The sequence below is a fragment of the Roseovarius nanhaiticus genome, from assembly GCF_900156535.1.
Taxonomy (GTDB): Bacteria; Pseudomonadota; Alphaproteobacteria; order Rhodobacterales; family Rhodobacteraceae; genus Roseovarius; species Roseovarius nanhaiticus.
The window spans coordinates 323,621-348,648 of sequence record NZ_FTNV01000001.1; the positions used below are offsets into that span (position 1 = coordinate 323,621).

Below are 25,028 nucleotides of genomic sequence, written 5' to 3' on the forward strand. Positions count from 1 at the left end.
ACAACGCATCAAGTCTTGGGCGGCGCGCGCCCCGGGCGGGGGCAAACTCCCCCGCCCGATCCGCGCCTTTTTTACGAGGTCGCGAATTTCAGCAGCTTGATCGCGGCGTAGTCGCTTACATCGCCGCCGACGCGCTTGGTCGCGTAGAAAAGGACATGCGGCTTGGCGCTGAAGGGGTCACGCAACACGCGCAGGTCCGGACGCTCGGCCACGGTGTAACCCGCGCCGAAATCACCGAATGCGACGGACATGGAGCCCGAGGCGATGTCGGGCATGTCCTCGGCAATCAGCACACGGTAGCCCAGAAGGCGCGCAGGCTCGCCCGCGGCCAAGCCGTCCGACCACAGGAAGCGGCCATCCGCATCCTTCATCTTGCGCAGCGTGCCGGCGGTTTTGGAGTTCATGACGAAGCTCGCATTGGCGCGGTACTCGGCACCCAGCGCATAGACCAGATCGATCACCGCATCGGCGCCGTCAAAATCGCCATCCGCGCCAGTCGGCACATAACCAAGGTTGCCCCAGGTCCAGACGTCGTTGTCGACCGACGGCTTGGTCAGAAAGCCGGTGGGCTTGTCCACGCCATTGCCCATGACAAAGGCCGCCGCCTCGGCGCGGGCGAACTTGTCGGCGATGCGGCCCGCCAGCCAGCCCTCGATATCGAAGGCAGAATCGTCCAGCAGACGCTGCGATGCTTTGGGCAGCGCGCTCAGCTCGTGCAGCGGAATCGTGATGCGGTCGATACCGGGCGTCGCCGTCTCGGTCATGCCGGCCGTCTCGGTGGCCCAGCCGTGGCCAACGTCGCCATGATCGATCAGCACGTCAAAGCTGGTCGCTTCCACGGCGACGACATTGGCGATCGCGCGGATCGACGCGGTCGCGCTCAGCGTCGACTTAATCGTGCTGGCGGTCTGCGGATCCACAAGGTAGCCGCCATCACCGGCAATCGACGTGCCCAGCGCCTTGCCTTCCAGCTCGAGGCCGCGCAGTCCGTCATCGTCGCCCGAGCGCAGATAGGCATTGAACGCCTTCTGATGCGGGGCAGGGCCGTGATCGCCGCCCGCCAGAACCGGACGTGCGGGGACGAAGGATTTGCGTTCCATCATGGTCATCTTCTCTTCTTGTTGTTGCAGTCGATCTTCGATGTCGGACTGAAAGCCCTTCAACTCGCTGACAAAGCCCGCCATCGCGGACTTCACCTCGGTCACCGGCGTGTGCCCGTCGGACACACCTTTCCCGGCACCGGAAATTCCGGTTTCACTCATTCTTCGATCCTTTTGTTTCCGCTCGTCCCGGCGCTAGATGCGCGCCAACTCCCGGCGCGCGTCCTCCAGGACCGCCGCCAACTCGCTCAGATCATCGCCAAGAGCGTCGCCCTTGGCGCCGATCCGCGCACTGGGAAGCATGGGGAATGTCACCAGCGACACTTCCCACAGCTCCAGTTCCTGCAAGAGCCTTTGGCCCTTGTCGTTCTTCGATGCGCGCACCGTGCGATACCCAATGCTCAGCCCGTCGATGGCGCCCGCACCGATCAGCGCGGCTGCCTCGCGGCCTCGGCCCACGGCCTCCAGAAGTCGGCCTTTGACATAAAGACCGCGCGCATCCTCGCGCACCTCGTCCCAGATGCCGATGGGCTGCGCCGGGTCATGCTGCCACAGCATCTTGACCTGCCGCCGCTCGGCCCCTAGGCGTGCCAGCGACTTGGCATAGGCGCCCCGCATCACCACGTCGCCGCCCTGATCGGCATCGCCGAAATAGCTGGCATAGCCTTCGATACCGACGCCATCCTTGACGGTCAGATCGGTATCGAATTGCGCGAATTTGCGCTCCAGCCCCGTATCAATGTCCATAAACCTCATCCTTTCAAAACCTCAGGGCAGTCCCACCAGCAGGGGTTGCAGCGCCTGCGCAACAATCGCCCCCGCGATCCCGTAAACCGCCAGCCACAGCCGCCGCTCCAGCCGCTCCATCGCCTCTTCCAGCCGTTTTTGCTTTTCGGCGATGGCCTGGAATTTCAGCACCGCAATCCGCTCGTTCGCCTCCAGCCGCAGCGCGGGCGCACAGTCGAACGCCTCAAAGCCGTAGCGCTCGGGCCTGCGCTCATCATCCATCCGTGCCTCCCGGCTCTGGCAGGGCCGGCAGGCCCAACAGACTGCGCTTTTCCGCATCCGTCAGGAAATCTGCGCCGGCCACGCGCGCCCATTGCGCATCGCGCTCGGCGGCCAGCGCCGGCACCTGGTCCAGATCGGGCTTCAGCTCCATGATCGCGCCGTCAAACCCGCTCAGCCAGTCCGACAGGCTCGCCGCGACGCGGCTGGCCAGCGGCAGTACCGTCAGACGGAAAAATGCGCGGTTCGCCTCCTGATAGTTGGAATAGGTGGCATCGCCCGGCACCCCCAGCAGCATGGGCGGCACGCCGAAGGCCAAAGCGATCTCGCGCGCGGCGCTCTCCTTGGTTTTCTGGAATTCCATATCAGAGGGCGAAAACCCCATCGGCTTCCAGTCCAGCCCGCCTTCCAGCAACATGGGCCGCCCCGCATTGCGCGCGCCCTGATGATGGCTCTCCATCTCATCGACCAGGCGCTGATATTGATCATTGCTCAGCGCGCCTTGCCCTTCGGCGCCGCGATAAACAATCGCCCCCGAAGGACGCGCCGCGTTGTCGAGTAGAGCCTTGGACCAGCGCGAGGCGCTGTTATGCACATCCACCGCCTGCGCCGCCGCCTGCATCGGCGACAGACCATAGTGATCGTCCTGCGGATGAAAGCTCTTGATATGGCAGACCGCAGGATGGCCCTGGCTCACATCGAACCGATGCTTGCGGCCCGCCACCGCGTATTCATACGCCACCGGCCAGCCATCACTGCCCGGCACCACGCTCATCCGGTCCGAGCGCAGCACATGCAACTCAACCGGCGCGCCTTCCGCATCGCCCACGGCCTCGACATAGGCGTTGCCGGTCAGCAGCAGCTGACCATACAGCGCCTCCAGCAGCTCGGCGCGCCCCTGCGCCGGATTTGGGCTGCGCATCAGGTTCAGCATCGGATGCACGGCAAAACGCTGTTCGGCATCCTGCAAAACCAGGGGCAGGGACGCCGCCGCCTCGGCGATCATCTTGACGCAGCGAAATCCCACCGGATTGGATGCAAAGCCCTGACGGGTCAGCGTCCCGCTGTCTCGTGCGCTCCACGCCACGCGGTTCGCACCGTGCCAGGCCATAACACGGCCCGCCGCGCTTGCCTTGGCTTCGGGGGCGCTGGGCGACTGCTGCGCCGCACCTTGCCGAAAGAAGTCCATGATCATCTGCCGCTTCTCCTTGATCTGCCGTGAGGGGCCAAAGGCGCCGTGGCCTTTCATCCGCTGTTGAAGGCATCATTGTCTTAAAGGTTTAAGAAATCTGAACGTGACCGCGCGCCCCCGCTTCGTTCTCTCTAAAAGCCGCGCAGGCACTGGCGCGGCCTTTTGCGCGCCGCTACGTTGCCTCTAAAAGGGGGGGCCACATATGCGATCCGAATCTCTCCAGACCTTTCTTGGCGCGGCTCACACAGCCTTCGCCAATCAGGTGCGCGATCCACGCGGCCTGGCTTCCATCCAGCGCATTTTCGAAGCGCTCGACACGGCTGGTGACATCAGTGACGCTCCGGGCGCGCGCCGGCCCGCCTGTAAATATCTTGCGCAGGCGACAGATCCTGAAACCTTCGCCGATCCTTCCTTGCGAAAGCTGATCGAGGCTTTCCGGGCACTTGAGCCATCCTTGACATGGCGCCCGCGCAGCGGTGATTGCACCAATGCCAGTCCGAACTTCGCAGAAGAGCATGCGAACGCCATGATCGTTGGCCCCGGCGGCGCCGAACGGCGAACTGATGTCTGGATCGGCGTCTCGCTCGTCGCGCCGAATATCCGTTACCCCGATCACGATCATCCGCCCGAGGAGACATATCTCGTCCTCAGCGAGGGTGACTTCATGCAAGGTCAGGGTCATTGGATCACGCCGGGGATCGGAGGCACGCTCTACAATCCACCCGGCATCCTGCACGCCATGCAGTCCGGCGCGGCGCCACTATTCGCCTTCTGGGCTCTGTGGGCCGCGCCGCACGGCGCGTAGACGTCACACCACCCGCACACGCGGATGGCGCCATTTCGCGGCCGGCTCGATCATCAGCTCGTGCAGCGCCCAGACCAAGGCATCGACGCGGTCAGGGCTGCCCTTGCCCTCATAGCCCTGCACGGTCATCGCGCACATCTGATCCTCCAGCGCGCCCAGCCCGCGCAGGTGATGTACGCGCCCCTGCTCGTAAAGCGCCGCGATAGGCTCGGCCCGCGCCACCTTGCCGCGTGAGGCATGCACGGCCCGGATGGGCACCATAGGATCGATTTGCCGGATCACTTCGGACACCATCTCGCCCCCCTGATTGACCTCCGCAACCAGCCGCTCGGCGCCCCAGCTCTGCATGGCGCGCACGGCCGCCGCCGCCCAGGCCGCCGGGCTGGCGGCGGTCACGCTCTCATCCGCCAGAACAAAGGCACGCCAGTCCTGCACCGGCCCGCGCGTGACGGCGCCGACCACGACGATCCCGCACTCGTCCGCCTTGGGGCCACCTGTCACCGGCGGATCGACCGCAACGACGATCCGGTCCATCTCCGGCGCCAGATCGATTCGCAGCGCCTCCAGCGCCGATGTGGTCCAAAGCGCGCCCTCCGCATCCTCCATCAGGATCCCGTCCAGCTCCTGCCGCCCCAGCCGCGTCCCCGCATAGCGCGTGCGCACCTCATCGAGGAAGCTTTCCGCCAGAAACGCGCGGTTCGCCTCGGTCGGCGCGCTCGTCACCACGGTCGAGGGCGCCTTCAACAACTCCTTGAGAACGCCCACGTTGCGCGGGGTGGTCGTGACGCAGACACGGGGCCGCTCGCCAAGTCGCAGCGCGAACTGCAGCATGTCCCATGTCTCCTGCGCCTTCTTCCATTTGGCCATCTCATCCACCCAGGCGCCATCGAATTGCGGCCCGCGCAGCCCCTCGGGTTCATGTGCTGAAAACACCTGCGCGATGGCGCCGTTCGGCCAAACCAGCCGCGCCTTGCTCGCTTGCCACTCTGGTCGACGGTCGGGCGGGGAGCAGGCAAGAATGCCGCTCTCACCAAAGACCATAACGTCCCGAACTTGCGCAACAGTCTCGCCAACCAGCGCCAGGCGCCGGCACTCGCCGGCATCCAGCGGGGATGATCCCTCGACCATGCTGCGCACCCACTCGGCCCCGGCGCGGGTTTTCCCCGCACCGCGACCGCCCATGATCACCCAGGACCGCCAATTCCCCTCGGGTGGCAACTGATGGTCCATCGCCCAGAACTCGAAAAGATAGGGCAGCGCCAGCAGCTCCCCCTCGCTCAGCTCATCGAGGAAAGCGTCCCGGACATCCGGCCCTTCTGAGGCGATCCAGACGGCACCCGATCGAATCCCGTGCGGCGTCCATGTCGAGGGCGTATCCATTGACGATCCCTTGCTCTTTCTTCTTGCGTTGCTCAAGTTGTGTCTCCGCTTCGATTGCCATTTTCAGCCACTGGCGAATATCGCCCAGAATGCGGCTGCGATTCTTGATGTCCTCAAAGTCTTCTGCCCGGACTTTGTCTGACAGTGCTTCCAGATCCTCACACATGCCGCGCAACTGACGCTCCAACGTGGTGACGGTCGCGCTCAGGGCCGATTGGCCCTCTTCAGGTGTTTTCAAACTCATTCGTGATCACTGCCTCATGCGATTGCGTTGCTTGCCCCACCGCCCGCGCAAAATGAAAAAGCGACCTCCGGGGCGTTACCCCGGGGCCGCTTGCCCACCTCTTCCAGCATGTCACAACCTATAGGCGAGACCGTGCGCAGAGTCAAACGAAATCGGGCGGCAAGGTCGCCCTAACCGCCCGGTATCGTTACGCTTTGTTAAGGTGTCGCGCCCGCGTTATGCGTTCACATCCACCACGACGCGGCCCTTCACCTGACCCTTCAGGATGTCCCCGCCCAGCCCCGGCAGGTCACTCAGCGTGGCGGGTTCAACCATCGCCTCCAACTTCTCCATGGGCAGATCCGACGCGATGCGCCTCCACGCCTCCACACGGCGCGCGTAAGGCTGCATGACCGAGTCTATCCCCAAAAGATTGACGCCCCGCAGAATGAACGGCGTGATCAAAGCGCCATCAATCTGCGCGCCGCCCGCCAACCCGATGGCCGCCACGGACGTGCCGTATTTCATCTGTTTCAGAACCCGGCCCAGCATCGCACCCGCCACCGCGTCGATGCAGCCGGCCCATTGCTCGGCCTCCAGCGGCTTCTTGGTGACCTCGGTCAGCTCGTCGCGCGGCACGATCTGCGTGGCGCCCAAGTCCTTGAGATAGTCACCGGTCTCAGGCCGCCCGGTCACCGCAGCCACCTCGTAGCCCAGCTTCGCCAAGATCGCGACAGCCACACTTCCCACGCCGCCCGCGGCCCCGGTCACCAGAACCGGGCCCGTGCCGGGTTTCAGACCTGCATCCTCCAGCGCCATGACCGCCAGCATCGCAGTAAACCCTGCCGTGCCTACGGCCATTGCCTGCCGCGTATCCAGGCCATCCGGCAGCGGCACCAGCCAGTCTGCCTTGACGCGCGCCTTCTGTGCATAGCCGCCCCAATGCGCCTCGCCTACGCGCCAGCCCGTCAAAACCACCTTATCGCCAGCCTTGTAGCGATCATCCGAAGACGCCTCGACCGTTCCGGCGAAGTCGATCCCTGGCACATGCGGATATTTCCGGACCAGCCCGCCGCCCGACCCAATGCAGAGCCCGTCCTTGTAGTTGAGCGTCGAATATTCGACCGCGACTGTTACCTCCCCGTCCGGCAGATCGCTCTCCGAAATTTCGGTCACGGCAGCACTCGTCTTGCCGCTCTCCTCGTTCTTGGTCACAAGCAATGCATTGAAAGTCATCTTAAGTCTCCTTGTCAGTGATGTTTCTAAAAGCTGTTCTGTTTCACTTACCGGGTGGCGCCCATTCCATCTCCGGATCGAGCGGATAAACGGGCCGCACGACTTTTTGGAAATCGAACAGCCCAAGGTTCGAGCTCGTGATCCCCGCGCTTGCGCATTCAACAACCGCGCGGCTCAGCGGCTCAAAGACCGGGCGGCAATACATCCGCGACTTCAAAATCAGGTAGCGCGCTGCGACGGGGTCAACACCCGCGCAGGCGAACACGCCCAGATCCCAAGGCTCATGCGGCCGCTCGGTCACCAGCACCGTTGCGCCCTCCACTTCCAGTACTGCAGCCCGCCCCATATCGCAGGTCTGCCCGGTATAGATCGGCCCGCTGACCACATAGCGGCCCGGCCTGGCAAAGGATACCGTCCCGCTCAATGCTAGGGGCCGCGTCGGCGCAAAGCCTGGAAGCGGCACCTTGTTGCCCAGCTCCACAGTCACGGCGTTGCCCTCACCCGCGCGGGTCATTTGCGCGACGACTTCTGGATCGCAGATTGGCCCGGCAACGATTCCTGCCATGCCCGCAGCAAGCGCGCCCTGCAATACGCCGACCGTATCACAGGTGCCGCCCGACATGCAGTTATCCCCATGATCCAACATCAGGACAGGCCCGTTTCCGGGCGCCTCCGCCGCGCTGCGCGCGCGGGCCAGCGACGCCTTCAGCGGCTCCTCGTGATACACGAATCCTTCGCGCCCGCGCCATGCCGCTGCGGCCAGATCCCCGGCCACGGCCCGCGCCATTACAGCGCTCTGGGCGACCACGACCACCGAAACACCGGCATCCGCTATGTCCGACAGGGGAAAGCCGCCAAAGACCGTCACGGCCTCTACGCCGTCTTGCGCCTCGGCCTCACGCGCCATCGCGATCAGATCCGTCATGATGCCCGCCACTTCGGTATTCATTTTCAATGTCTGTGCCAGGATCGGTGCATGCACCATGGCCATATTCGGCTTCGGCGCCCCGCTCAGAATTTTATCCATCATCCGCAACACATGATCGCCGGTCGCGCGCATATCGATATGGGGATAGGTCTTGAACCCGGCGATACAGTCGCAATTTGCGATCATCCGCTCGGTTACGTTGCCATGCAGATCCAGCGCCACACCTATTGGCACGTCCGGTGCCGCCTCGCGCAACCGCGCCAGCAGCGCGCCCTCGCAATCGTCGATGCCCTCGGCCACCATGGCGCCGTGAAGGTCCAGAAGGATCGCGTCGCAGCCATCACGCACTGCCGCGATGATGGGCGCCGCCAACGCTTCGAACGCATCGCGCGGCGCCGGGCCGCTGGGATCGGCAGTGGCGCAAAGCGGCGTGATCAGGTCCGCATCCTGCGCCAACGCGTGATCCACGAACGCCCCGAATGCCGTGGCCGAGCCTGTGCCAAATGCCAGCGCCTCCTCTCCATAAAGGGGCGCAAAGCTTTCCAAGAGCGTTTTCACCGGTGAAAACGTGTTGGTCTCGTGATTGAAACGGGCGGCGATGATGCGCATCGGAATTGTCCTTCAGGCCGGATCGGGCGCGGCGGGGGCTGTTGGCCGCGCGATAAGGGTGATGGCGATCGACAGCACGATCAAGCCCAGCGCGACGATCTTTTGCCAACTCACCGGCTCACCCAACAGCAAGACGGCGGAAAGGACCCCCACCACCGGCGCCGTCAGGATCGAGATCGCAGCCACCGTCGCTGGCAGACGCCGCAAAAGGACGCTCCAAAGGAGGTAACAGGTCGCCATTGGCCCCGCGACATGAAACGCAAACACCGCCCACGTTGCGCCGCTTGGCATCTGTCGCAGGCCCTCCGGCTCCAGCCAGAGGGCAAGCGGCCATGCCAGACCCGTGGACACCACGAAAAACCAGAAGGTCAGCGCCAAAGGCGTCAGGGACCAGACGCGCGCCTGCACCAGAACATTTCCGATGGACCACGACAGCGCCGCTCCCAGCATCAAGAGCGCACCCGCAGGCGCCGCCATCAGCGCGCCCAGATCAACGGATGCCAGCACGGCCAATCCTGCCATCCCGATCATGACTGCCAGAATGCGCCGCCAGCCCAGGCGCTCCCTCAGGAAGATTGAGGCCAGAATCGCGGTGATCGCGGGCATCGTGTAGGCGATGATCGCCGCCCGCGACGCGTCGGTCAGCATCTGGCCCATCGCCGTCAAGAGGTTGAACCCGAACACGACGAAAACACCCGCGACGGCGATCGCCCCCGCCTCGCGCGGCGCAGGCCGCAGGCGGTGGCCCAGCACATGCAGCACGATGTAAAGCACCACAGTTCCGCCAGTGAACCCCGCGGCGCGCAGGGTCAGGGGCGGGACCTCGCGCAGCATGAATTTGACGGCGGGCCAGTTCAGGCCCCACAACAGCCCGACCAGCGCCACCATGGCAAAGACGAATGGCGTCAGCCGCTGCTGCATGTCAGCTCCCCTCGGAACGGTGCCGGCCAAAGCCTTCCATACTCGCGCGCTCCGTGCCATGGCAAAATGCTTAATTTCGACTGGTTGCCACGCGGCGCCCTTGGCTCGACAAAGCGGGTGATTTGCGGCACTTCTGCCAAGCATGAATACTGACGTTCCCCTTACGCGCGACCTGGTGCTGATCGGCGGTGGCCATGCCCATGCGCTTGTCTTGCGCAAATGGGGTATGAACCCTCTGCCGGGCGCGCGCCTTACCCTGATCGACCCGAATCCCAAGGCGCCCTATACGGGCATGCTGCCGGGCCATATTGCGGGCCATTACCCGCGCGGTGATCTGGATATTGACCTTGGCCGCCTCGCGCGCTTCGCCGGTGCGCGGCTTGTCGTCGGTCGTGCTTGCGGCATTGATCCTGCCACGCGCCGGGTGATGGTCGAGGGGCGCCCTGATATTGCCTATGATGTGCTCTCCATAGATATCGGCATAACCTCGGCGCCCAGGACGCTTGCGGGATTCGGCGATCACGGCATTGCGGCCAAGCCGCTGGGTCCGTTCGCCGATCGCTGGCAGCGTTTCACCGAAGACGCGAAATCTGGCTCTGTTGCACCGGATTGCGCCATTCTCGGCGCGGGCGTCGCGGGCGTTGAGCTGGCGCTGGCGATGCAACACCGGCTGTCGCCCCATGCCCGGCCCAGGGTGCATGTCATCGACACCGGACAGGCCCTTACGGGCGTCGCCCCTCGCACAGCGCGGATATTGCGGCAACAGATGCGCAAAGCGGGGATTGCTCTGATCGAGCACGCAAACATTGTCGAAGTCACCCGTAATAGTGTCGAAATCGAGGAGCGCACGTCCATCTCGTCGCAGCTGACAGTCGCCGCCGCCGGTGCGCGCCCCTGGCCTTGGCTGCAAGAAACGGGATTAAATCTCGAAAACGGCTTTATCACTGTCGATCCACATCTGCGCAGCACCTCGGATGCCAGCATTTTCGCGGCGGGCGATTGCGCGCATCTGTCCCACGCGCCGCGCCCCAAGGCCGGGGTATATGCCGTGCGCGCCGCGCCCATTCTCCACGACAATCTGCGCGATGCCCTGATGGGCCAGCCGCCCCGCGCCAGTTTCCAGCCGCAACAGCGGTATCTCAAGCTGGTGTCACTGGGCCGCAAGGCCGCCATTGCGGATCGCGGCGCGCTGGGTGTCTATCTGCCGGGGCTCTGGCGCTGGAAGGATCACATTGACCAGAAGTTCATGGGCAAGTTCCGACATCTGCCCGTTATGAGCCCGCCTGCGCACCCGGCTCAAATGGCCGAAGGTGCCGCGCAGGAGATGACGGATCATCCCATGATCTGCGGCGGCTGTGGGGCCAAAGTCGGTCCTAAAGCCCTTGAATCGGCTCTGATACATGCGCGCACCGGTGCGCGGGACGATGTGCTGATCCGTCCCGGTGACGATGCGGGCGGGCTCCGGATTGGGGGGCGTATCCAGGTTCTGACCACGGATCACCTGCGCGCCTTCACGGCCGATCCCTGGCTTATGGCGCGTATCGCTGTCATTCATGCGCTGGGCGATATTTGGGCCATGGGCGCCGCACCGCAAGCCGCGCTGGTCAATATCGTCCTTCCCCGGATGAGCGACCGTCTGCAGGCTCGGACGTTGGCCGAAATCATGACCGCGACGGGTCAGGTCATGGCCGCGACGGGCGCAGAGGTCATCGGCGGCCATACCACACAAGGGGCCGAGCTGATGTTGGGCTATACCGTGACGGGCCTCGTCCCCGAGGGGCGGCAGCCCATCGGCATCGGCGGCGCGCGGCCCGGCGATCACCTTGTGCTGACGGGCGCGCTGGGCAGCGGTGTAATCCTTGCCGCGGATATGGCCGGTAAGGCCGATGGTGACATTTTGCGCGCAACACTCGATCACATGGCAACCAGCCCCGAAAAGGCCGTTCAGACCCTATCAGGCGCTCACGCAATGACCGATGTGACGGGCTTTGGCCTTGCGGGCCACCTGTTGGCAATGTGCCGCGCCAGCGGTGTCGCCGCCGAAATCGAAATGGCGCAGATCCCCCGCTTTGATGGTGCCGACGCTCTTATCGCCGCAGGACACCGCTCGTCGCTCTTCCCCGCGAACAAAGCACATGCTGCGCCTCATCTCGTCGGTGATACTCCCAATGACATCCTCTTTGACCCGCAAACTGCCGGAGGCTTCCTCGCTGCACTTGCGCCGGAAGATGCCCAGACGGCGCTGGCGCAGCTCGCGCACATGGGACAGCCAGCCGCCAGGATCGGGATCGTGACCGAGGCCGCGCCGCGCATTACTCTGCGCTGACGGTTTCGATGGCCGACATCAACGCGGGCAACGCCGCGCGCAGCGCCCCGTCATCCAGCGCGGTCAACGGCACATCGCGCGCCGGCGGCATATCGTGGCGTTCTCGCGCGCGTTGATAGCTTGGGTCGTAATGATCACGGATCAGTTCCTCGGCCAGCGCGATGAAGTCGCCCGCCGCTACCATCTCTTGCCAGCGGTCCACCGTCCCGTGGCCGCGCAGATGCCGCAGCATGTCGAGCATGGAACAGAGACTGTCAGGCGCTCTTGTGACATCCCCGTAGGCGTCAGCCAGATAGCGCGCACGTTCGGCAACTGGCGCGGTAATCCGTAGTACGGGTGCGTACTTCATCGCCGTCCAGAGGCTGGGGGGGATCATCCGCGCGCCCACCTTGTGCGACTCGGCTTCGATCACAACGGGTTTCTTGGGATCCAGCGCGGCAATGCGCTGCGCCAGCTGGCCCTCAAAGAGTTTCTGCGAGGGCTGACCGCCGGACATTGCCCCCAAGGCCGAGCCGCGATGATTTGCCAACCCTTCGAGGTCGATTACCTGCACGCCCGCCTCGCCCAAAAGCGCCAAAAGCCGCGTTTTGGCCGTGCCGGTATTGCCGTCCAGCAGTACCGGTCGCAGCGGCAGCGCCTCTTCATAGAGCAGTTGCACCACCAGCCGCCGATAGGCGCGATATCCGCCTTCCAGAAGGCGGACACGCCAGCCGATCTGGTCGAGAATTGACGCGAACGAGCCAGATCGTTGCCCCCCGCGCCAGCAATAGACCAAAGGCTGCCAACCGCCGTCATACTGCGCCAGCGGCCCCTCCAGATGGGCCGCGACATTGCGCGCGACCATCGACGCACCGATGCGCCGCGCCTTGAACCGGTCCTCCTGCACATAGATCGTGCCGACCTCGGCGCGCTCGGCGTCGCTGAGGCTGGGCAGGTTGATCGCACCCGGCAGATGATCCTCGGCAAACTCGGCGGGCGAGCGTGCGTCGATCAGCGTATCGCACGGCAACTCCGCAAGCTGGCTGATATGGGTCAGGGTCAGTTTCATGTCCCTGATCTAGCGCAGCGACGCCCCGCCGGACAGCGTAATCTCGGCCCTACTTCAGCGCCTCCCAGCCCGCATCGGGGGCAAACCGTGCGCCATGCTTGTCCTCAAGCGCGCGAAGGCGTGCGACCACCTCATCAATGCCCCGCGCCCGCGCGTAATGCATCGGCCCGCCCCGGAAGGGCGCCCAACCGGTGGCAAAGATCATGGCGGCATCGATATCGTCCGGCGCCTCCACAATATCCTTGCGCAGCACCTCGGCGCAGGCATTCAGCATCGGCAAGATCAGCCGGTCGGTTAGATCCTCGGGCGCGCCCTCGTCGCTACTCGGATGCGGCGTGCCTTCGCTCCAATCGTAGAATCCCTTGCCCGCCTTCTTGCCGATCTCGCCCGCCGCGACCTTGTCGCGCAGCGTGTCCGAGACAGGCGCCAAAGGCACATCCAGGTTTTCGCTCAGGCTTAGAGCCACATGAAGGCCGATATCCAGCCCCACCTGATCGGCCAGCGTCACCGGCCCCATCGGCATGCCGAACCGCAGCGCGGCAGTGTCGATCGTCTCCTTCGGCACCCCTTCGTCCAGAAGGGTCATCGCCTCCATCATGTAAGGCACCAAGGCACGGTTCACGAGAAAGCCGGGGTAATCCGCCACATGCACGGGCCGCTTCTTGATCGCACCGCAAAAGGCGGCGAGGCGGGCGGCGGTGTCGTCCGACGTCTGCGCGCTCTTGATCACCTCGACCAGATCGATTTTCGAGACGGGGTTGAAAAAATGCAAACCGGCGAAACGGGCCGCATCGTGCGCATGGTGCGCCAGCTCATCAACCGAAAGACTCGAGGTATTGCTTGCCAGGATCGCGCCGTCTTTCATCCGCGATTTCAGACCATCATAGATCTTCGCCTTGATTTCGACTTTCTCCGGTCCGGCTTCGATGACGAGGTCGGCCGAGGTGATGCCATAGCCGTCGGGGTCGGGCATCAGACGGTCCAGCGCGTCGCGCTTTTCGGCACTAGAAAGGTGTTTAGATCCGCATATCTCGCCCGCCAGCTTGATTGCGCGCCCCAGCGCCTCGGCCGAGGTATCGCCTAGCGTTACGCGCTTGCCGCGGATGGCTGACATGGCCGCGATCTCGGCCCCCATGGCACCGGCGCCGATGACATGAACATGCGCGATGCCGTCCTCGCCCTTGGCATTGCCGCGCAGCCGCTGGCGCAGAAAGAACGCGCGCTGCAGGTTTTTCGACGTGTCCGTCTGCAAGAGCCGGCCAAAGGAGTCGATTTCGGCCTTCTGCATCGCCTCGGCGTCATTCCCATGCTCTTCCCAGAGGTCGATCAGCGCATGGGGGGCAGGATAATGCGACTTGGGCGCCTTTTTCTCGGTCTGGGCGCGCATCTGCTTGATCGCGTAATTGCGCGCGGGGCTGAACGCCATGGCGCGCGTCTTCAGGCCCGGCTCGGGGCGCTCGATCTGGCCATTCGCAGCCGTCTGCACGGCGCTGGCGACGTGGCGCTCTTCCACGATCGCATCCAGCAGACCCAGCTTTTTCGCCTTGTTCGTGTGGGCGGATTTGCCTGTCAGCATCAATGTCATCGCCTCGATCGGGTCGATCAGCGCGAGCGAGCGGAACGTGCCTCCCAGACCTGGATGCAGGCCCAGCTGGACCTCGGGAAAGGCGAAGGAGGCGCCGCGGATCCCGATCCGCATGTCACAGGCCAGCGCCAATTCGAACCCGCCTCCCAAGCAGGCGCCATGCACCACGCAGATCGTCGGGCATTTGAGGGCCGCCAGCCTGTCAAATACGGCATGACCCTCGCGCAAAAGCGTTTCGGGATCGGCGGCCACATCCTTGAACTCGGAGATGTCGGCGCCAGCGGCAAAGCCGCCATCCTTGGCCGAGCGGATGACCAGCGCCTTCGGCAGATCCTTTTCTGCATCGGCGATATGGCCGTTCAGCTCCTCCAGAACCTTGCGCGAGATGACATTCGTGCCGCCACCCTCGCAATCCATGACCAGCCACAGGATGCCATCCGCATCGCGGCCGACGCGCCAGTTGCCCTCACGTTTGCCCGCGCCGCCCATCTCGCGCAGCTCGGCGCCCAGAAATTGCATCACTGCCCCGGTCATTGCACAGCCTCCAGCATCATGGCGCCGCCAAGGCCGCCACCAATACATTCGGTGGCAATGCCGCGCTTGGCGCCGCGCTTATTCATTGCGTTGGCGAGGTGCAGCACGATCCTGTTGCCGCTGGTGCCCACCGGATGCCCAAGGCTGATCGCGCCGCCATCGACGTTGAGCCTTTCACGGTCGATCCGGCCGAATGCCGCGTCAAAGCCCAACACCTCGCGACAGAAATCGTGATGATCCCATGCGGCGACACATGCGAGCACTTGCGCCGCGAAGGCTTCGTTCAGCTCCCAGAGGTCCACATCCTCGATGCTCAGCCCGTGCCGCTGAACGATTGGGGTCGAGGACAGGACCGGCCCGAGGCCCATCACCGCCGGATCGAGGCCGGCCCATTCGCTGTCGGTGATTTCGGCAATCGGCTCTAACCCGTGCAGATTGATCGCCTTTTCCGACGCGACGATGAGCCAGCTTGCGCCGTCGGTGATCTGGCTGGAATTGCCCGCCGTGACCTTACCATAGGGTTTTTCGAACACCGGCTTGGGCTTTGCAAGGCCCGCCATATCGCTGTCCGGGCGCACGCCGTCGTCATGGTCGTAAACGGTGCCGTCAGGGCCGAAGGCAGGCACGACCTCACCCTTCAGCGCATCCCCCTTCTGCGCCGCGGCCAGTCTGTGATGGCTCTGCATCGCGTATTCATCAGCCATCTCGCGCGTGATGCCAAAGCGGTGCGCAAGGATCTCGGCGGTCTGGCCCATCCCCAACTCGGTGATGGGGTCGGTCAGACCCCGCTCCAGCCCGATGACGGGTTTGAAGAAGTCGGGCCGCACATCGCCCAGCAGCTTGAGCTTGTCCATCGGGCTGCGCGCCGCGCCTAGCCGGCCCAGCCATTCGGCGGCGGACTGGCGCAGGATCAGCGGCGTGTGGCTGAGCGCTTCGGCGCCGCCCGCGAGGATCATGTCGTGGCTACCGCTGCGGATATAGCGATACGCCGTGTCGATGCTTTGCATCCCCGACCCGCAGTTGATCTGCATGGTAAAGGCAACCATCCGCTCGCCCAGCCCCAGGCGCAGGGCGGCGACGCGGGCCGGGTTCATCTCGTCCGCCATCACGTTGACGCAGCCCAATATCACCAAGTCCAGCGCCTCGCGCGCAAAAGGTTGCCGCGCAAGAAGAGGCCGCCCGCATTGCACCGCGAGATCAACGGGTGTGAAGGGGCCCGGCGTGCCGCGCGCCTTCAGAAAAGGCGTTCGCGCACCATCCACCAGAAATACGCGTTGTGGCTCTGTCATTCTGCGACCTCCTGCGACGTGGTCTTGGACATGGTTCCGCGGTACGTATCGGATGCATAGCGGCCAAAATACTGCGCCATCTCATCCGGACCAAAGTCGTCCACCGCGATGACCCGCGCAACCAGATCCTGCATCGCCCCGATCTCGTGCAACTCCGCGTCGGTGATCAATCCTGCCGCGCGCCCCTCCTCGGGCGTTTTGCGGGCCTCGCGCAGGCGCTTCATGGCAGGGGCCATCTCATTCACCTTGGCATAACACTGGTTGAGAAGCGATATACCCGGGTGATTGCAGCCTTGGGCAATCTCTCCGGTGATGCGGCTCCGCGTGGGCGAGGGGGCATAGATCAGATCACTGCACGCCGCGACCAGCCGATCATCCGGCCCTTTTTCCCGCCGTCCGGGCCATGTGATTCCGCGCAGCAGCCATGCCGCCCAGCGGGCGGGCAGATTGACGATCACATCATCGAGCGCCGTCTGGATCCGCTGAAATCCTGCTTCGGCGGCGTAATTCAGCACCGGAAGATCCGCCTCCTGCCGTCCCTCATCCTCCCATCGCTTAAGTGCGGCGGAGAGGATATACATTTCGGACAGGATATCGCCCATCCGGGTCGACAGCATTTCCTTGCGTTTCAGAGCGCCGCCCAATGTCAAAAAACAGACATCGGCGGTCAGCGCATAAGCCGCCGACCAGCGCGCCAAGCGGCGATAGATATGCGTCGCGGGGCCCGCGTCGGGCGCCGGCGCAAAACGCCCTCCGGTCAGTGCGCGGCCCCATGCGCGAAAGAACGTCTTGGCCGTATGTCCGACATGCGCCCAGATGGACTTGTCGAAGGCTTCCAGGGATTTGGCGCGGTCCGGCTCTTGCAACGCCATCATGTTGTCCAGCATGTGGGGATGCGCCCGGATCGAGCCTTGGCCAAAGATGATCAGGCTGCGGGTTACGATATTGGCGCCCTCGACCGTGATTCCGATGGGCACAGCCCGATAGAGCGCCAAAAGATAGTTGGACGGCCCGTCAATCACCGCCTTGCCCGAATGCACGTCCATCGCGTCATTCAGCGCATCGCGCATGCGAAACGTCGCATGCGCCTTCATGATGGCCGAGATGACCGACAGCGCGCGTCCCTCGTCCAGCCCTGCACAGGTCAGGTGCCGCGCAGCATCCATCGCGTAGGCATCGGCGGCCAGTTTGCCCATGCGTCTCTGCACGCCACCGAATTTGCCGATCGGCATGCGGAATTGCTCGCGGATGCGGGCATAGGCGCCAGTGGTATGCGCACTCAGCGCGATGGCAGCGCACCCCATCGAAGGCAGTGAAATGCCGCGCCCGGCTGCCAGCGCGGCCATCAGCATCATCCAGCCTCGCCCGGCATACTCCGGGCCGCCGATGATATTCTCCAGCGGAATGAAGACATCCTTACCGGTCGTCGGTCCATTCATGAACATCGTAGAGGACGGAATGTGGCGGCGGCCGGTCTCGACGCCGTCGAGGCTCGTGGGTACCAATGCGCAGGTGATCCCGATCTCTTCGGTATCGCCGATCAACCCATCGGGATCGCGCAGCTTGAAGGCAAGGCCCAGGACCGTACAGACCGGGGAGAGGGTGATATACCGCTTGGCCCAGTTGAGGCGTATGCCCAGCACGTCCTCACCATTCCACGTGCCACGGCACACCACGCCGTCATCGATCATGGCGCTCGCGTCCGATCCGGCTTCGGCACTGGTCAGGCCAAAGGCGGGCAGTTCGCGGCCATCGGCCAGCCGGGGCAGCCAGTAATCCTGTTGCTCCTTGGTACCGAATTGATGCAGCAATTCCCCCGGCCCAAGCGAGTTTGGCACCATGACCGTCACCGCGGCCGCGACCGACCGGGTCGAGATAAAGCGCACGACTTCGCTATGTGCAAAGGCCGAAAACCCAAGGCCGCCATGGGATTCCGGGATGATCATCCCGAAAAAGCCATTTTCGCGTAGAAAGGCCCAAACCTCGGGCGGCAAATCAGCGGTTTCCTGATTGATGCTCCAGTCGTCCAGCATGTCGCAGAGCTGCCGGCAGGGGCCATCCAGAAATGCCTGCTCGGCGGCACTCAGCTTGGGCGCCTTCACCGCGTGCAGCTTGGACCAGTCGGGATTGCCCGAGAACAGCTCGGCCTCCCACCAAACCTCGCCCGCATTCAGCGCCTCGCGCTCGGTATCGGACAAGGCGGGCAGGGCCCGCTTGGCCCAGCTGTGAATGGGCCGGGTCAGGTATCTCGAACGAATGGATGCCATGGGATGCTCCTCCCTGAACATGATATGAACGCACGGCAAGGCGCGGGCGTTCCGTGCCCGTCATCTTGGGACAATAGCCGCCACTACGGCCCCAGTCCGTTTCTTTTTCATACCATGGAAATCATTTGATGGCAGCGTGGCGTCATGAGCGCCTTAGTCCAGCAGTCCAACCCTTCTGACCTCCGGGGCGCCCGCCGAGATCTGCGCGGCCTCGTGTCCGCTGCCGTGCTTTTTGGCCTGTTCGTCAACCTTCTGATGCTGACCGGACCGCTCTACATGTTGCAGATCTACGACCGCGTTCTTGGCAGTGGCTCGGTCGAGACGTTGGTAGCCCTGACTGGAATCGCGGCGTTCCTCTATCTCATGATGTGGGCGCTGGATGCGGTGCGCTCCCGCATCATGGCGCGCGTCGCCGCGCAGTTTTCCAGCTCGGTCGAGCCGCGCGTGTTCCAGGTCATGCTGGCTCGCGCAGAGGTGGGGCAGGGCGATCCGGCGTCAGATCTGCGCGCCATCCACGCAGCGATGGCCTCGCCTGGTGCGATGGCCCTTTTCGATATCCCTTTCGCGCCGCTCTTCATCGCGGGCATCTGGATCTTTCATCCGTCACTTGGCCTGCTGGCCCTTGGCGGCGGGGCGTTTTTGATTGCCATGGCAATCGCCAATCAGGTGATTGTCCGTCCCACCAGCGCGGCGGCTGCGGGGGCCAATCATCAAGCGGATGCTTTCGCCGCCCGGATCATCACCGCCGCCGACACCGTGCGCAGTGGCGGCATGGCTGAACACGCCCTCGCCCGCTGGCAGGACCAGCGCCGGACGGCGATGCAAAGCCATCTGGCGACCACCGATGCGGGCGGCGTCTTCGCCACCGGAACAAAGGCGTTTCGCCTCTTCTTGCAATCGGCCATGCTGGGCCTTGCCGCCTATCTGGTGCTGCGCGGGCAACTGACGCCGGGCGCCATGATTGCGGCGTCTATCCTTATGGGCCGTGCCCTTGCCCCGATCGAGCTTGCGGTGGCGCATTGGCCACTGATTCAGCGCGCTCGCGTCGGGTGGCGCACGCTCGACGCGGCCCTCCGGCACATTGCGCCCGAGCGCAAGCGCACGCCCCTCCCACGCCCCAAGGCGCAGCTCGAATTGCGCAGAATTGCAGTCATTCCGCCCGGAGAACGGTGCCCGGCACTTCAGGATATCTCCTTCACGCTTTCTCCGGGGCAGGCCCTCGGGATCATCGGCAGTTCCGGCGCCGGAAAATCGACACTCGCCCGCGCGCTGACCGGGCTATGGCCAGTGGCCGCCGGTGACATCCGGTTGGGCGGTGCGGCTGTCGGACAATACGGGCCCGCTGCACTCGCCCGGCATGTTGGCTATCTGCCCCAGCGCGTGCATCTCTTCGCCGGAACAATCGCCGAGAATATCGCGCGGCTTGATCCCGCCCCAGACGCCAAGGCGGTCATCTGCGCTGCGCGCCGCGCGGGCGCGCATGAGATGATCCTGGCCCTGCCGCAGGGCTACGATACCCCGCTCGGATGTGACGGCGCGCCTCTGTCCGGCGGCCAGATGCAGCGCATCGGCCTCGCGCGGGCGCTTTACGGTGATCCGGTACTGGTGATCCTCGACGAGCCAAGCTCTAACCTCGACAATGAAGGGAGCGATGCTGTCAATCTCGCGATCAGATCCATCAAGGAAACGGGAGGCGCGGTGATCATCGTGGCACATCGGCCCGCCGCTATCGCCGAATGCGATCTTCTGCTCATGCTCGAGGCTGGACGCCAGCGCAGTTTTGGCGCGAAGGGCGACGTTCTGAGCGAGGTCGTTCGGAACCATACTCAGATCGTTGCGGCTACCGGTGGGCGCGGCCAGACATGAGTGCGCCCTGGTCCGCCCGCCGCGATATCCTGATCGGCCTGGCCTGCCTCACGCTCCTTTTGGGCGGCTTCGGCGGGTGGGCGACGCTCGCGCGTATTACCGGCGCTGTCATTGCCGAGGGCCGTGTCGAGGTGGCCCAGAACCGTCAGATCGTCCAGCACCTTGAGGGGGGCGTCGTCTCGGCGCTTCGCGTCGCCGAGGGCGACACGGTCGAGGCGGGCCAACTGCTCATCCAACTGGATGACAGTGCAATGGCGTCAGAGCGGGACATCATCACCGCCCAGTTGAACGAGGTGATCGCGCGTCGTGCCCGCCTGGAGGCTGAGCGCGACGGGCGAACGACTATCGACATGCCTGTGAGAGACGCCGCACTGCAGGGTGGCGGCGCAGATATCGCGCCCATGCTTGCACTGCAAAGCCGACTGCTGGACGCGCGCCGCATCACGCGCGAGGGCGCACGCGCGCAGCTTGAAAAGCGCGGGGCGCAAATTGCGGATCAGATTGCAGGCCTCGCCGCCCAACGCCGTTCGCTGTCCACCCAGGCCGCCCTGATCGCGCGTGAAAAGGCCAGTCAGACGATCCTTCGTAACAAGGGGCTGACGCAGGAATCCCGCCTTCTGGCCATTCAGCGCGAGGAGGCGCGCCTTGCCGGCGCGCTGGGCGAGGTGGCCGCGCAGATCGCGCAGGCCGAGGGGCGCGGCACGGAGATCACGCTGGAAATGCTGCGCCTCGATGCTGCTTACCGCGAGGAGGCGATTACCGCACTGGACCCGCTGCAAGCGCGCGAACTGGAGTTGCGCGCGCGGCGCGAGGCTCTGGCCCGGCGTATGCACGCGCTCTCGATCGGCGCTCCGGTTCGGGGTGTCGTCCACGGTCTTCAGGTCTTTGCGCCGGGCGCCGTGCTGCGTCCTGCGCAGCCGCTGCTGCATATCGTCCCGCAGGATAGCCCCGTCATCATCTCGGCCCGCCTGCGCAACACCGATATCGACCTTGTCCATGCGGGCCAACCAGTGCGCATCCGCCTGCCGGCCCTCGACCAGCAGACCACGCCCGAGATGGACGGGCGCATCGCCCGAATTTCGCCGGACATATTCATCGATGAAGTCACAGGGCAAAGCCATTATACCTTGCGGATCATTCAGACCGGCGAACGCCCCCCCGGCGCTGAGCTATTGCCGGGGATGCCCGCGCAGATCCTGATTCGCACCGGGGACAGATCGCCCCTGTCGCTGCTGGTCAAACCGCTGACAGACTATTTCGCACGCGCATTGCGTGGCTGACCATGCGCGCTCAAGGGGTCAGGTCAATTTCCGGCTGCGCCTTGGTCAGATCGTCCAGCGCGCGCAGCTGGCCGATCAGCGCCCCCATCTTGTCGACGGGGATCATGTTGGGTCCGTCGCTGGGCGCGTTATCGGGATCTTCATGCGTTTCGATGAAAAGCGCCGAGACGCCCACCGCCACTGCCGCCCGCGCCAGTACCGGCGCGAATTCGCGCTGCCCGCCCGAGGTGGTGCCTTGCCCGCCGGGCTGCTGCACCGAATGGGTGGCATCGAACACCACCGGATAGCCGGTGCGCGCCATCGTGGGCAGGCCGCGAAAATCGCTGACCAGCGTGTTGTAGCCAAAGGATGTGCCCCGGTCGCAGAGCATGATGCGCGTATTGCCCGTGCTGGCGATCTTCTCGGCGACATTGCCCATATCCCACGGGGCCAAAAACTGGCCTTTCTTGACGTTGATAGCGCAGCCTGTTTCGCCCGCCGCTAGCAGAAGGTCCGTCTGGCGGCAGAGGAAAGCGGGGATCTGAATCACGTCCACCACTTCGCCCGCAGGCCCGCATTGATGCGCATCATGCACATCCGTCAGGACCGGGCAGCCGAACTCGTCGCGGATCTTGCTGAGGATCGTCAGGCCCTCCTCCATCCCCAGCCCGCGCTGCGTCGACAGGGACGACCGGTTCGCCTTATCGTAGCTGGCCTTGAAGATGAACCGCGTGCCCGTGGCTGCGCAGGCCTCGGAGATGCGTCCCGCCATCATGCGGGCGTGATCGAGGCTTTCCAGCTGGCATGGCCCGGTGATCAGCGCGAAGGGCGCGCGCGCACCGATCTCGATATCTCCGACGGTGATCTGTTTGGTCTCGATCATTGTGCCTCCAATGCCGCCTCGATGCGGGCGACGTCCTCGGGGTTGTTCAGCTCCCAGAAAACCCGCCCGCGCGCGTCCACCTCGACGCAACGCGCCGGCATTCCGGCGGCCAGAAAGCGCAGTTGTTCCAGCCCTTCCAGCGTCTCAAGCGTGCTGACGGGCGCGTCGATATAGGCCTGCAGCGCTGCGGGCCGGTAGGCGTAGACGCCGACATGGTGAAAAACGGGGATCGGCTCGGGCAGCTTGCCGGGCGCGATGTAGGGCAGCACCTCTTTCGAGAAATAGAGTGCATTCTGATATCGGTCAAAGACCGCCGTGGTGCCGCCGACGCGGCCGTTCTGGCGATCCTCGACGAAATTCTCGTAGGTCTGGCGGTCGCAGCGCAGCACGGGCGTCGCCATCGACACGGTGGGGTCGGCTCGCATCGCCGCAATCAACTTTTCCACGAACCATGGCGGCGTCAGTGGCGCGTCGCCCTGAAAATTGACGACCAGCTCAGGCGCCTCGTCCAGCTGCGCCAGCGCGTCGGCGCAGCGCGCCGTGCCGTTCTCGCACGCCTCCGAGGTCATCACCACCTCGGCGCCAAAACCGCGCCCATGCTCGGCGATGCGCACATCGTCTGTGGCCACATATACGGCATCGACGCCCTCGATGGCGCGCGCGGCCTCCCAGCTCATCTGGATCAGGCTCTTGGTGCTGCCGTCCTTCTGGCGCAGCTCGACCAGCGGCTTGCCGGGATAGCGGGTCGAGGCGTAGCGGGCCGGAATGAAGATGACGGTTCTCATGGGATGCCTTTCGGGTCGGTGCGTCCTTGCATACACCATAACCCCGCCGCCGGGGCAATCGTCACCCGCGATGGGGCGACAGCGCCCGCTCCTCGGCAGTGAAGCGCACATACAGCATCGCGGCGTTCAGCACGGTAAAGATGACGGCAACCCACACCAGGCCCAGCACCATGGGCGCGACGATGACCTCGGCCACGACCAGCATGTAATTGGGGTGACGCAGATAGCGGAACGGGCCACGTTTTACCAACGGCTGAGGCAGGATGATGATGCGCGTGGTCCAGCGGCGTCCGAGTGCCGCAAGGATCCAGATACGCAGCGCCTGAAGCACGATGAAGGCGGCCAGCCAGCCCCAGGCGATGGCGCTGTCATGACCAAAAACGACCAGGCACAGGATCCACGTGCTATGCATCAGCACCATCGCCGGGTAATGCCCCGCGCCCACCTCATACGCGCCCTGCGCCATCAGCCGCCGTGTGTTGATCCGCGCGATCATCAGCTCGCTGAGCCGCTGTAAGACAATGAATACCAGAAAAAGCGCTGCGCCGGTCTGCATCACCCGATGCCTCCTATATGGAGTGGCAGGAAGGACGCCGTGAAGCCCGGCCCCAGCGCACAGGCCATCATCTGCCCCGTAGCGCCCGAGGCCAGCACCGATTGCAGAACGAAAAGCACGGTGGGCGCCGACATATTACCGCAGCGGCGCAGCACGTCGCGCTCGGCGTCAAGCGTACCAGCCGTAAGGTTCAGGGCCTCCTCAATCGCGGTAACCACCTTGGCCCCACCGGGATGGCACACGTAGCGGTCGATATTGCCGGGCGTCAGCCCGGCCGCATTCAGCGCGCCTGCTGTGGCGCCGGCAAAATGCCCGGCCACGAAACCAGGGATCGAGCGGTCAAAGACGACGCCCAAACCGGCATCATCGACGTCCCATCCCATGATCTCCAGCGTGTCGGGCCAGATCTTCTGGTGCCCGGCCCCGAGCGTGATGCACGTGCGGCCCGGCCCAACCGGCGCCTCTGGCCCGAGACAAGCGGCGGCGGCCCCGTCGCCGAACAGCACCGCCGCGATGATATCGGCCTTCTGCATGCGGTCTGCTCGAAAGGCGAGCGAGCATGTTTCGACCACCACCGGCAGCACGCGCATCCCGCTGCGCGCCAGCGCCTCTGCGGTGCCCAGCCCGCTGACCCCGCCCGCGCAGCCGAGGCCAAATACGGGCACGCGCATGACATCGCCACGAAAGCCCATTTCACCAAAGACCTGTGCCTCAAGCGACGGCGTCGCAATGCCGGTGGTCGATACGGTGATGACGCAATCGACGTCTTTGGCGGACCACCCCGCATCGCTCAGCGCGGCGCTCGCAGCCTGCACAAACAACATGCGGGCGCCCTCCAGATACGCGGCGCTGCGATCGCCCCAGCCATGTGGCGCCTCGAACCACTCGATGGACACGACGGAATGGCGCTGCTCGATCCCCGAGGTTTTGAAGCTGCGCGCCAGCCGGTCGAATTGCGGATAGGCGCCGCCAAATATGTCCGCAGCACGCGCCGCGACCTCGCTCTGATCCAAAACATGGGGTGGCAAGGCGGTCCCGAGGCCGTGTAGATGGACAGGCATGAACGCTCCTTTGTCGGGCGCGCGCGGTGCGCCTGACGGGGAGGTAGCGCTATCCGGTATTGCCGCAACTTGGCGCGCGAAGCGCGGTAGGGACCTGTAGCCGATCAGTGCGTGTAGCAGCGTTGCGTCGGCTCAGGTCGCATATCGATGAAATTGCGGATCGCCGGGCG

At 64.6% G+C, this 25,028-nt stretch carries 21 protein-coding genes; 4 read left to right on the forward strand and 17 right to left on the reverse strand.

The window, feature by feature from the left end; genetic code table 11:
* Positions 1-71 precede the first annotated feature (71 nt).
* From BW975_RS01595 to BW975_RS01610, 4 genes are read right to left on the reverse strand one after another with little or no spacing between them, the layout of a single operon-like run.
* Complete coding sequence (locus tag BW975_RS01595) at positions 72-1,262, reverse strand: phage major capsid protein (RefSeq protein ID WP_083686942.1); 1,191 nt, start codon at positions 1,260-1,262, stop codon at positions 72-74.
* Positions 1,263-1,295: 33 nt separating this feature from the next.
* Positions 1,296-1,847: an HK97 family phage prohead protease gene (locus BW975_RS01600; RefSeq protein WP_076530397.1), complete on the reverse strand. Its 552-nt coding sequence runs from the start codon at positions 1,845-1,847 to the stop codon at positions 1,296-1,298.
* Positions 1,848-1,868: 21 nt separating this feature from the next.
* Complete coding sequence (locus BW975_RS01605; protein ID WP_076530399.1) at positions 1,869-2,108, reverse strand: GTA head formation protein, RCAP_rcc01685 family; 240 nt, start codon at positions 2,106-2,108, stop codon at positions 1,869-1,871.
* Complete coding sequence (locus BW975_RS01610; RefSeq protein ID WP_076533276.1) at positions 2,101-3,300, reverse strand: phage portal protein; 1,200 nt, start codon at positions 3,298-3,300, stop codon at positions 2,101-2,103. Before BW975_RS01610 ends, BW975_RS01605 begins: the two co-directional genes overlap by 8 nt.
* Positions 3,301-3,499: 199 nt before the next feature.
* Here BW975_RS01610 and BW975_RS01615 point away from each other — a divergent pair, with 199 nt between their 5' ends.
* On the forward strand, positions 3,500-4,102 hold the full coding sequence (locus tag BW975_RS01615) for a dimethylsulfonioproprionate lyase family protein (RefSeq protein ID WP_076530400.1): 603 nt from the start codon (positions 3,500-3,502) through the stop codon (positions 4,100-4,102).
* A gap of 3 nt (positions 4,103-4,105) precedes the next feature.
* Here the strand turns inward: BW975_RS01615 and BW975_RS01620 are convergent, their stop codons facing one another.
* The 5 genes from BW975_RS01620 to BW975_RS01640 all read right to left on the reverse strand — a co-directional run bounded on the left by BW975_RS01620 (position 4,106) and on the right by BW975_RS01640 (position 9,399).
* Positions 4,106-5,482 (reverse strand): DNA-packaging protein, encoded by a 1,377-nt coding sequence (locus tag BW975_RS01620; RefSeq protein WP_170846565.1) that lies wholly within the window; start codon positions 5,480-5,482, stop codon positions 4,106-4,108.
* Entirely contained in the window at positions 5,385-5,726 is a 342-nt protein-coding gene (locus tag BW975_RS01625; RefSeq protein WP_076530402.1) for a hypothetical protein, read from the reverse strand. The genes BW975_RS01620 and BW975_RS01625 overlap by 98 nt, the downstream gene beginning before the upstream one ends.
* Positions 5,727-5,942: 216 nt before the next feature.
* The gene (gene acuI, locus BW975_RS01630) at positions 5,943-6,941 is read right to left on the reverse strand and encodes an acryloyl-CoA reductase (protein ID WP_076530404.1); all 999 of its coding nucleotides are present in this window, start codon (positions 6,939-6,941) and stop codon (positions 5,943-5,945) included.
* Positions 6,942-6,984: 43 nt separating this feature from the next.
* The gene (locus BW975_RS01635; protein WP_170846564.1) at positions 6,985-8,478 is read right to left on the reverse strand and encodes a M81 family metallopeptidase; all 1,494 of its coding nucleotides are present in this window, start codon (positions 8,476-8,478) and stop codon (positions 6,985-6,987) included.
* A 12-nt stretch (positions 8,479-8,490) separates the two neighbouring features.
* A complete protein-coding gene (locus tag BW975_RS01640) occupies positions 8,491-9,399 on the reverse strand; it encodes a DMT family transporter (protein WP_170846563.1) in 909 nt (302 codons plus the stop codon).
* A gap of 142 nt (positions 9,400-9,541) precedes the next feature.
* Between BW975_RS01640 and selD the strand changes: the two genes are divergently transcribed.
* Complete coding sequence (selD, locus tag BW975_RS01645) at positions 9,542-11,725, forward strand: selenide, water dikinase SelD (RefSeq protein WP_076530410.1); 2,184 nt, start codon at positions 9,542-9,544, stop codon at positions 11,723-11,725.
* Here the strand turns inward: selD and mnmH are convergent.
* From mnmH to BW975_RS01665, 4 genes are read right to left on the reverse strand one after another with little or no spacing between them, the layout of a single operon-like run.
* Complete coding sequence (gene mnmH / locus BW975_RS01650; RefSeq protein ID WP_076530412.1) at positions 11,712-12,773, reverse strand: tRNA 2-selenouridine(34) synthase MnmH; 1,062 nt, start codon at positions 12,771-12,773, stop codon at positions 11,712-11,714. The genes selD and mnmH overlap by 14 nt on opposite strands.
* Before the next feature lie 49 nt (positions 12,774-12,822).
* A complete protein-coding gene (locus BW975_RS01655; RefSeq protein ID WP_076530414.1) occupies positions 12,823-14,892 on the reverse strand; it encodes a 3-hydroxyacyl-CoA dehydrogenase NAD-binding domain-containing protein in 2,070 nt (689 codons plus the stop codon).
* Positions 14,889-16,181, reverse strand: a complete 1,293-nt coding sequence (locus BW975_RS01660; protein WP_076530416.1) for an acetyl-CoA C-acetyltransferase — start codon at positions 16,179-16,181, stop codon at positions 14,889-14,891. Before BW975_RS01660 ends, BW975_RS01655 begins: the two co-directional genes overlap by 4 nt.
* Positions 16,178-18,448, reverse strand: a complete 2,271-nt coding sequence (locus tag BW975_RS01665) for an acyl-CoA dehydrogenase (RefSeq protein WP_083686944.1) — start codon at positions 18,446-18,448, stop codon at positions 16,178-16,180. The genes BW975_RS01660 and BW975_RS01665 overlap by 4 nt, the downstream gene beginning before the upstream one ends.
* A gap of 144 nt (positions 18,449-18,592) precedes the next feature.
* On the opposite strand from BW975_RS01665, the gene BW975_RS01670 reads away from it, so the two are divergent.
* Both BW975_RS01670 and BW975_RS01675 read left to right on the forward strand, forming a co-directional pair.
* Entirely contained in the window at positions 18,593-20,314 is a 1,722-nt protein-coding gene (locus BW975_RS01670; protein ID WP_076530418.1) for a type I secretion system permease/ATPase, read from the forward strand.
* Entirely contained in the window at positions 20,311-21,594 is a 1,284-nt protein-coding gene (locus BW975_RS01675) for an HlyD family type I secretion periplasmic adaptor subunit (RefSeq protein ID WP_076530420.1), read from the forward strand. Before BW975_RS01670 ends, BW975_RS01675 begins: the two co-directional genes overlap by 4 nt.
* Positions 21,595-21,604: 10 nt before the next feature.
* Here BW975_RS01675 and kdsA read toward each other — a convergent pair whose 3' ends face one another.
* The 4 genes from kdsA to BW975_RS01695 form a co-directional block, all read right to left on the reverse strand.
* Positions 21,605-22,456: a 3-deoxy-8-phosphooctulonate synthase gene (gene kdsA / locus BW975_RS01680; RefSeq protein ID WP_076530422.1), complete on the reverse strand. Its 852-nt coding sequence runs from the start codon at positions 22,454-22,456 to the stop codon at positions 21,605-21,607.
* Positions 22,453-23,241 (reverse strand): 3-deoxy-manno-octulosonate cytidylyltransferase, encoded by a 789-nt coding sequence (locus tag BW975_RS01685; protein WP_076530424.1) that lies wholly within the window; start codon positions 23,239-23,241, stop codon positions 22,453-22,455. The genes kdsA and BW975_RS01685 overlap by 4 nt, the downstream gene beginning before the upstream one ends.
* Before the next feature lie 61 nt (positions 23,242-23,302).
* The gene (locus tag BW975_RS01690) at positions 23,303-23,797 is read right to left on the reverse strand and encodes an isoprenylcysteine carboxyl methyltransferase family protein (protein WP_076530426.1); all 495 of its coding nucleotides are present in this window, start codon (positions 23,795-23,797) and stop codon (positions 23,303-23,305) included.
* The gene (locus BW975_RS01695) at positions 23,797-24,858 is read right to left on the reverse strand and encodes a type III polyketide synthase (RefSeq protein ID WP_076530428.1); all 1,062 of its coding nucleotides are present in this window, start codon (positions 24,856-24,858) and stop codon (positions 23,797-23,799) included. Before BW975_RS01695 ends, BW975_RS01690 begins: the two co-directional genes overlap by 1 nt.
* Positions 24,859-25,028: the final 170 nt, after the last annotated feature.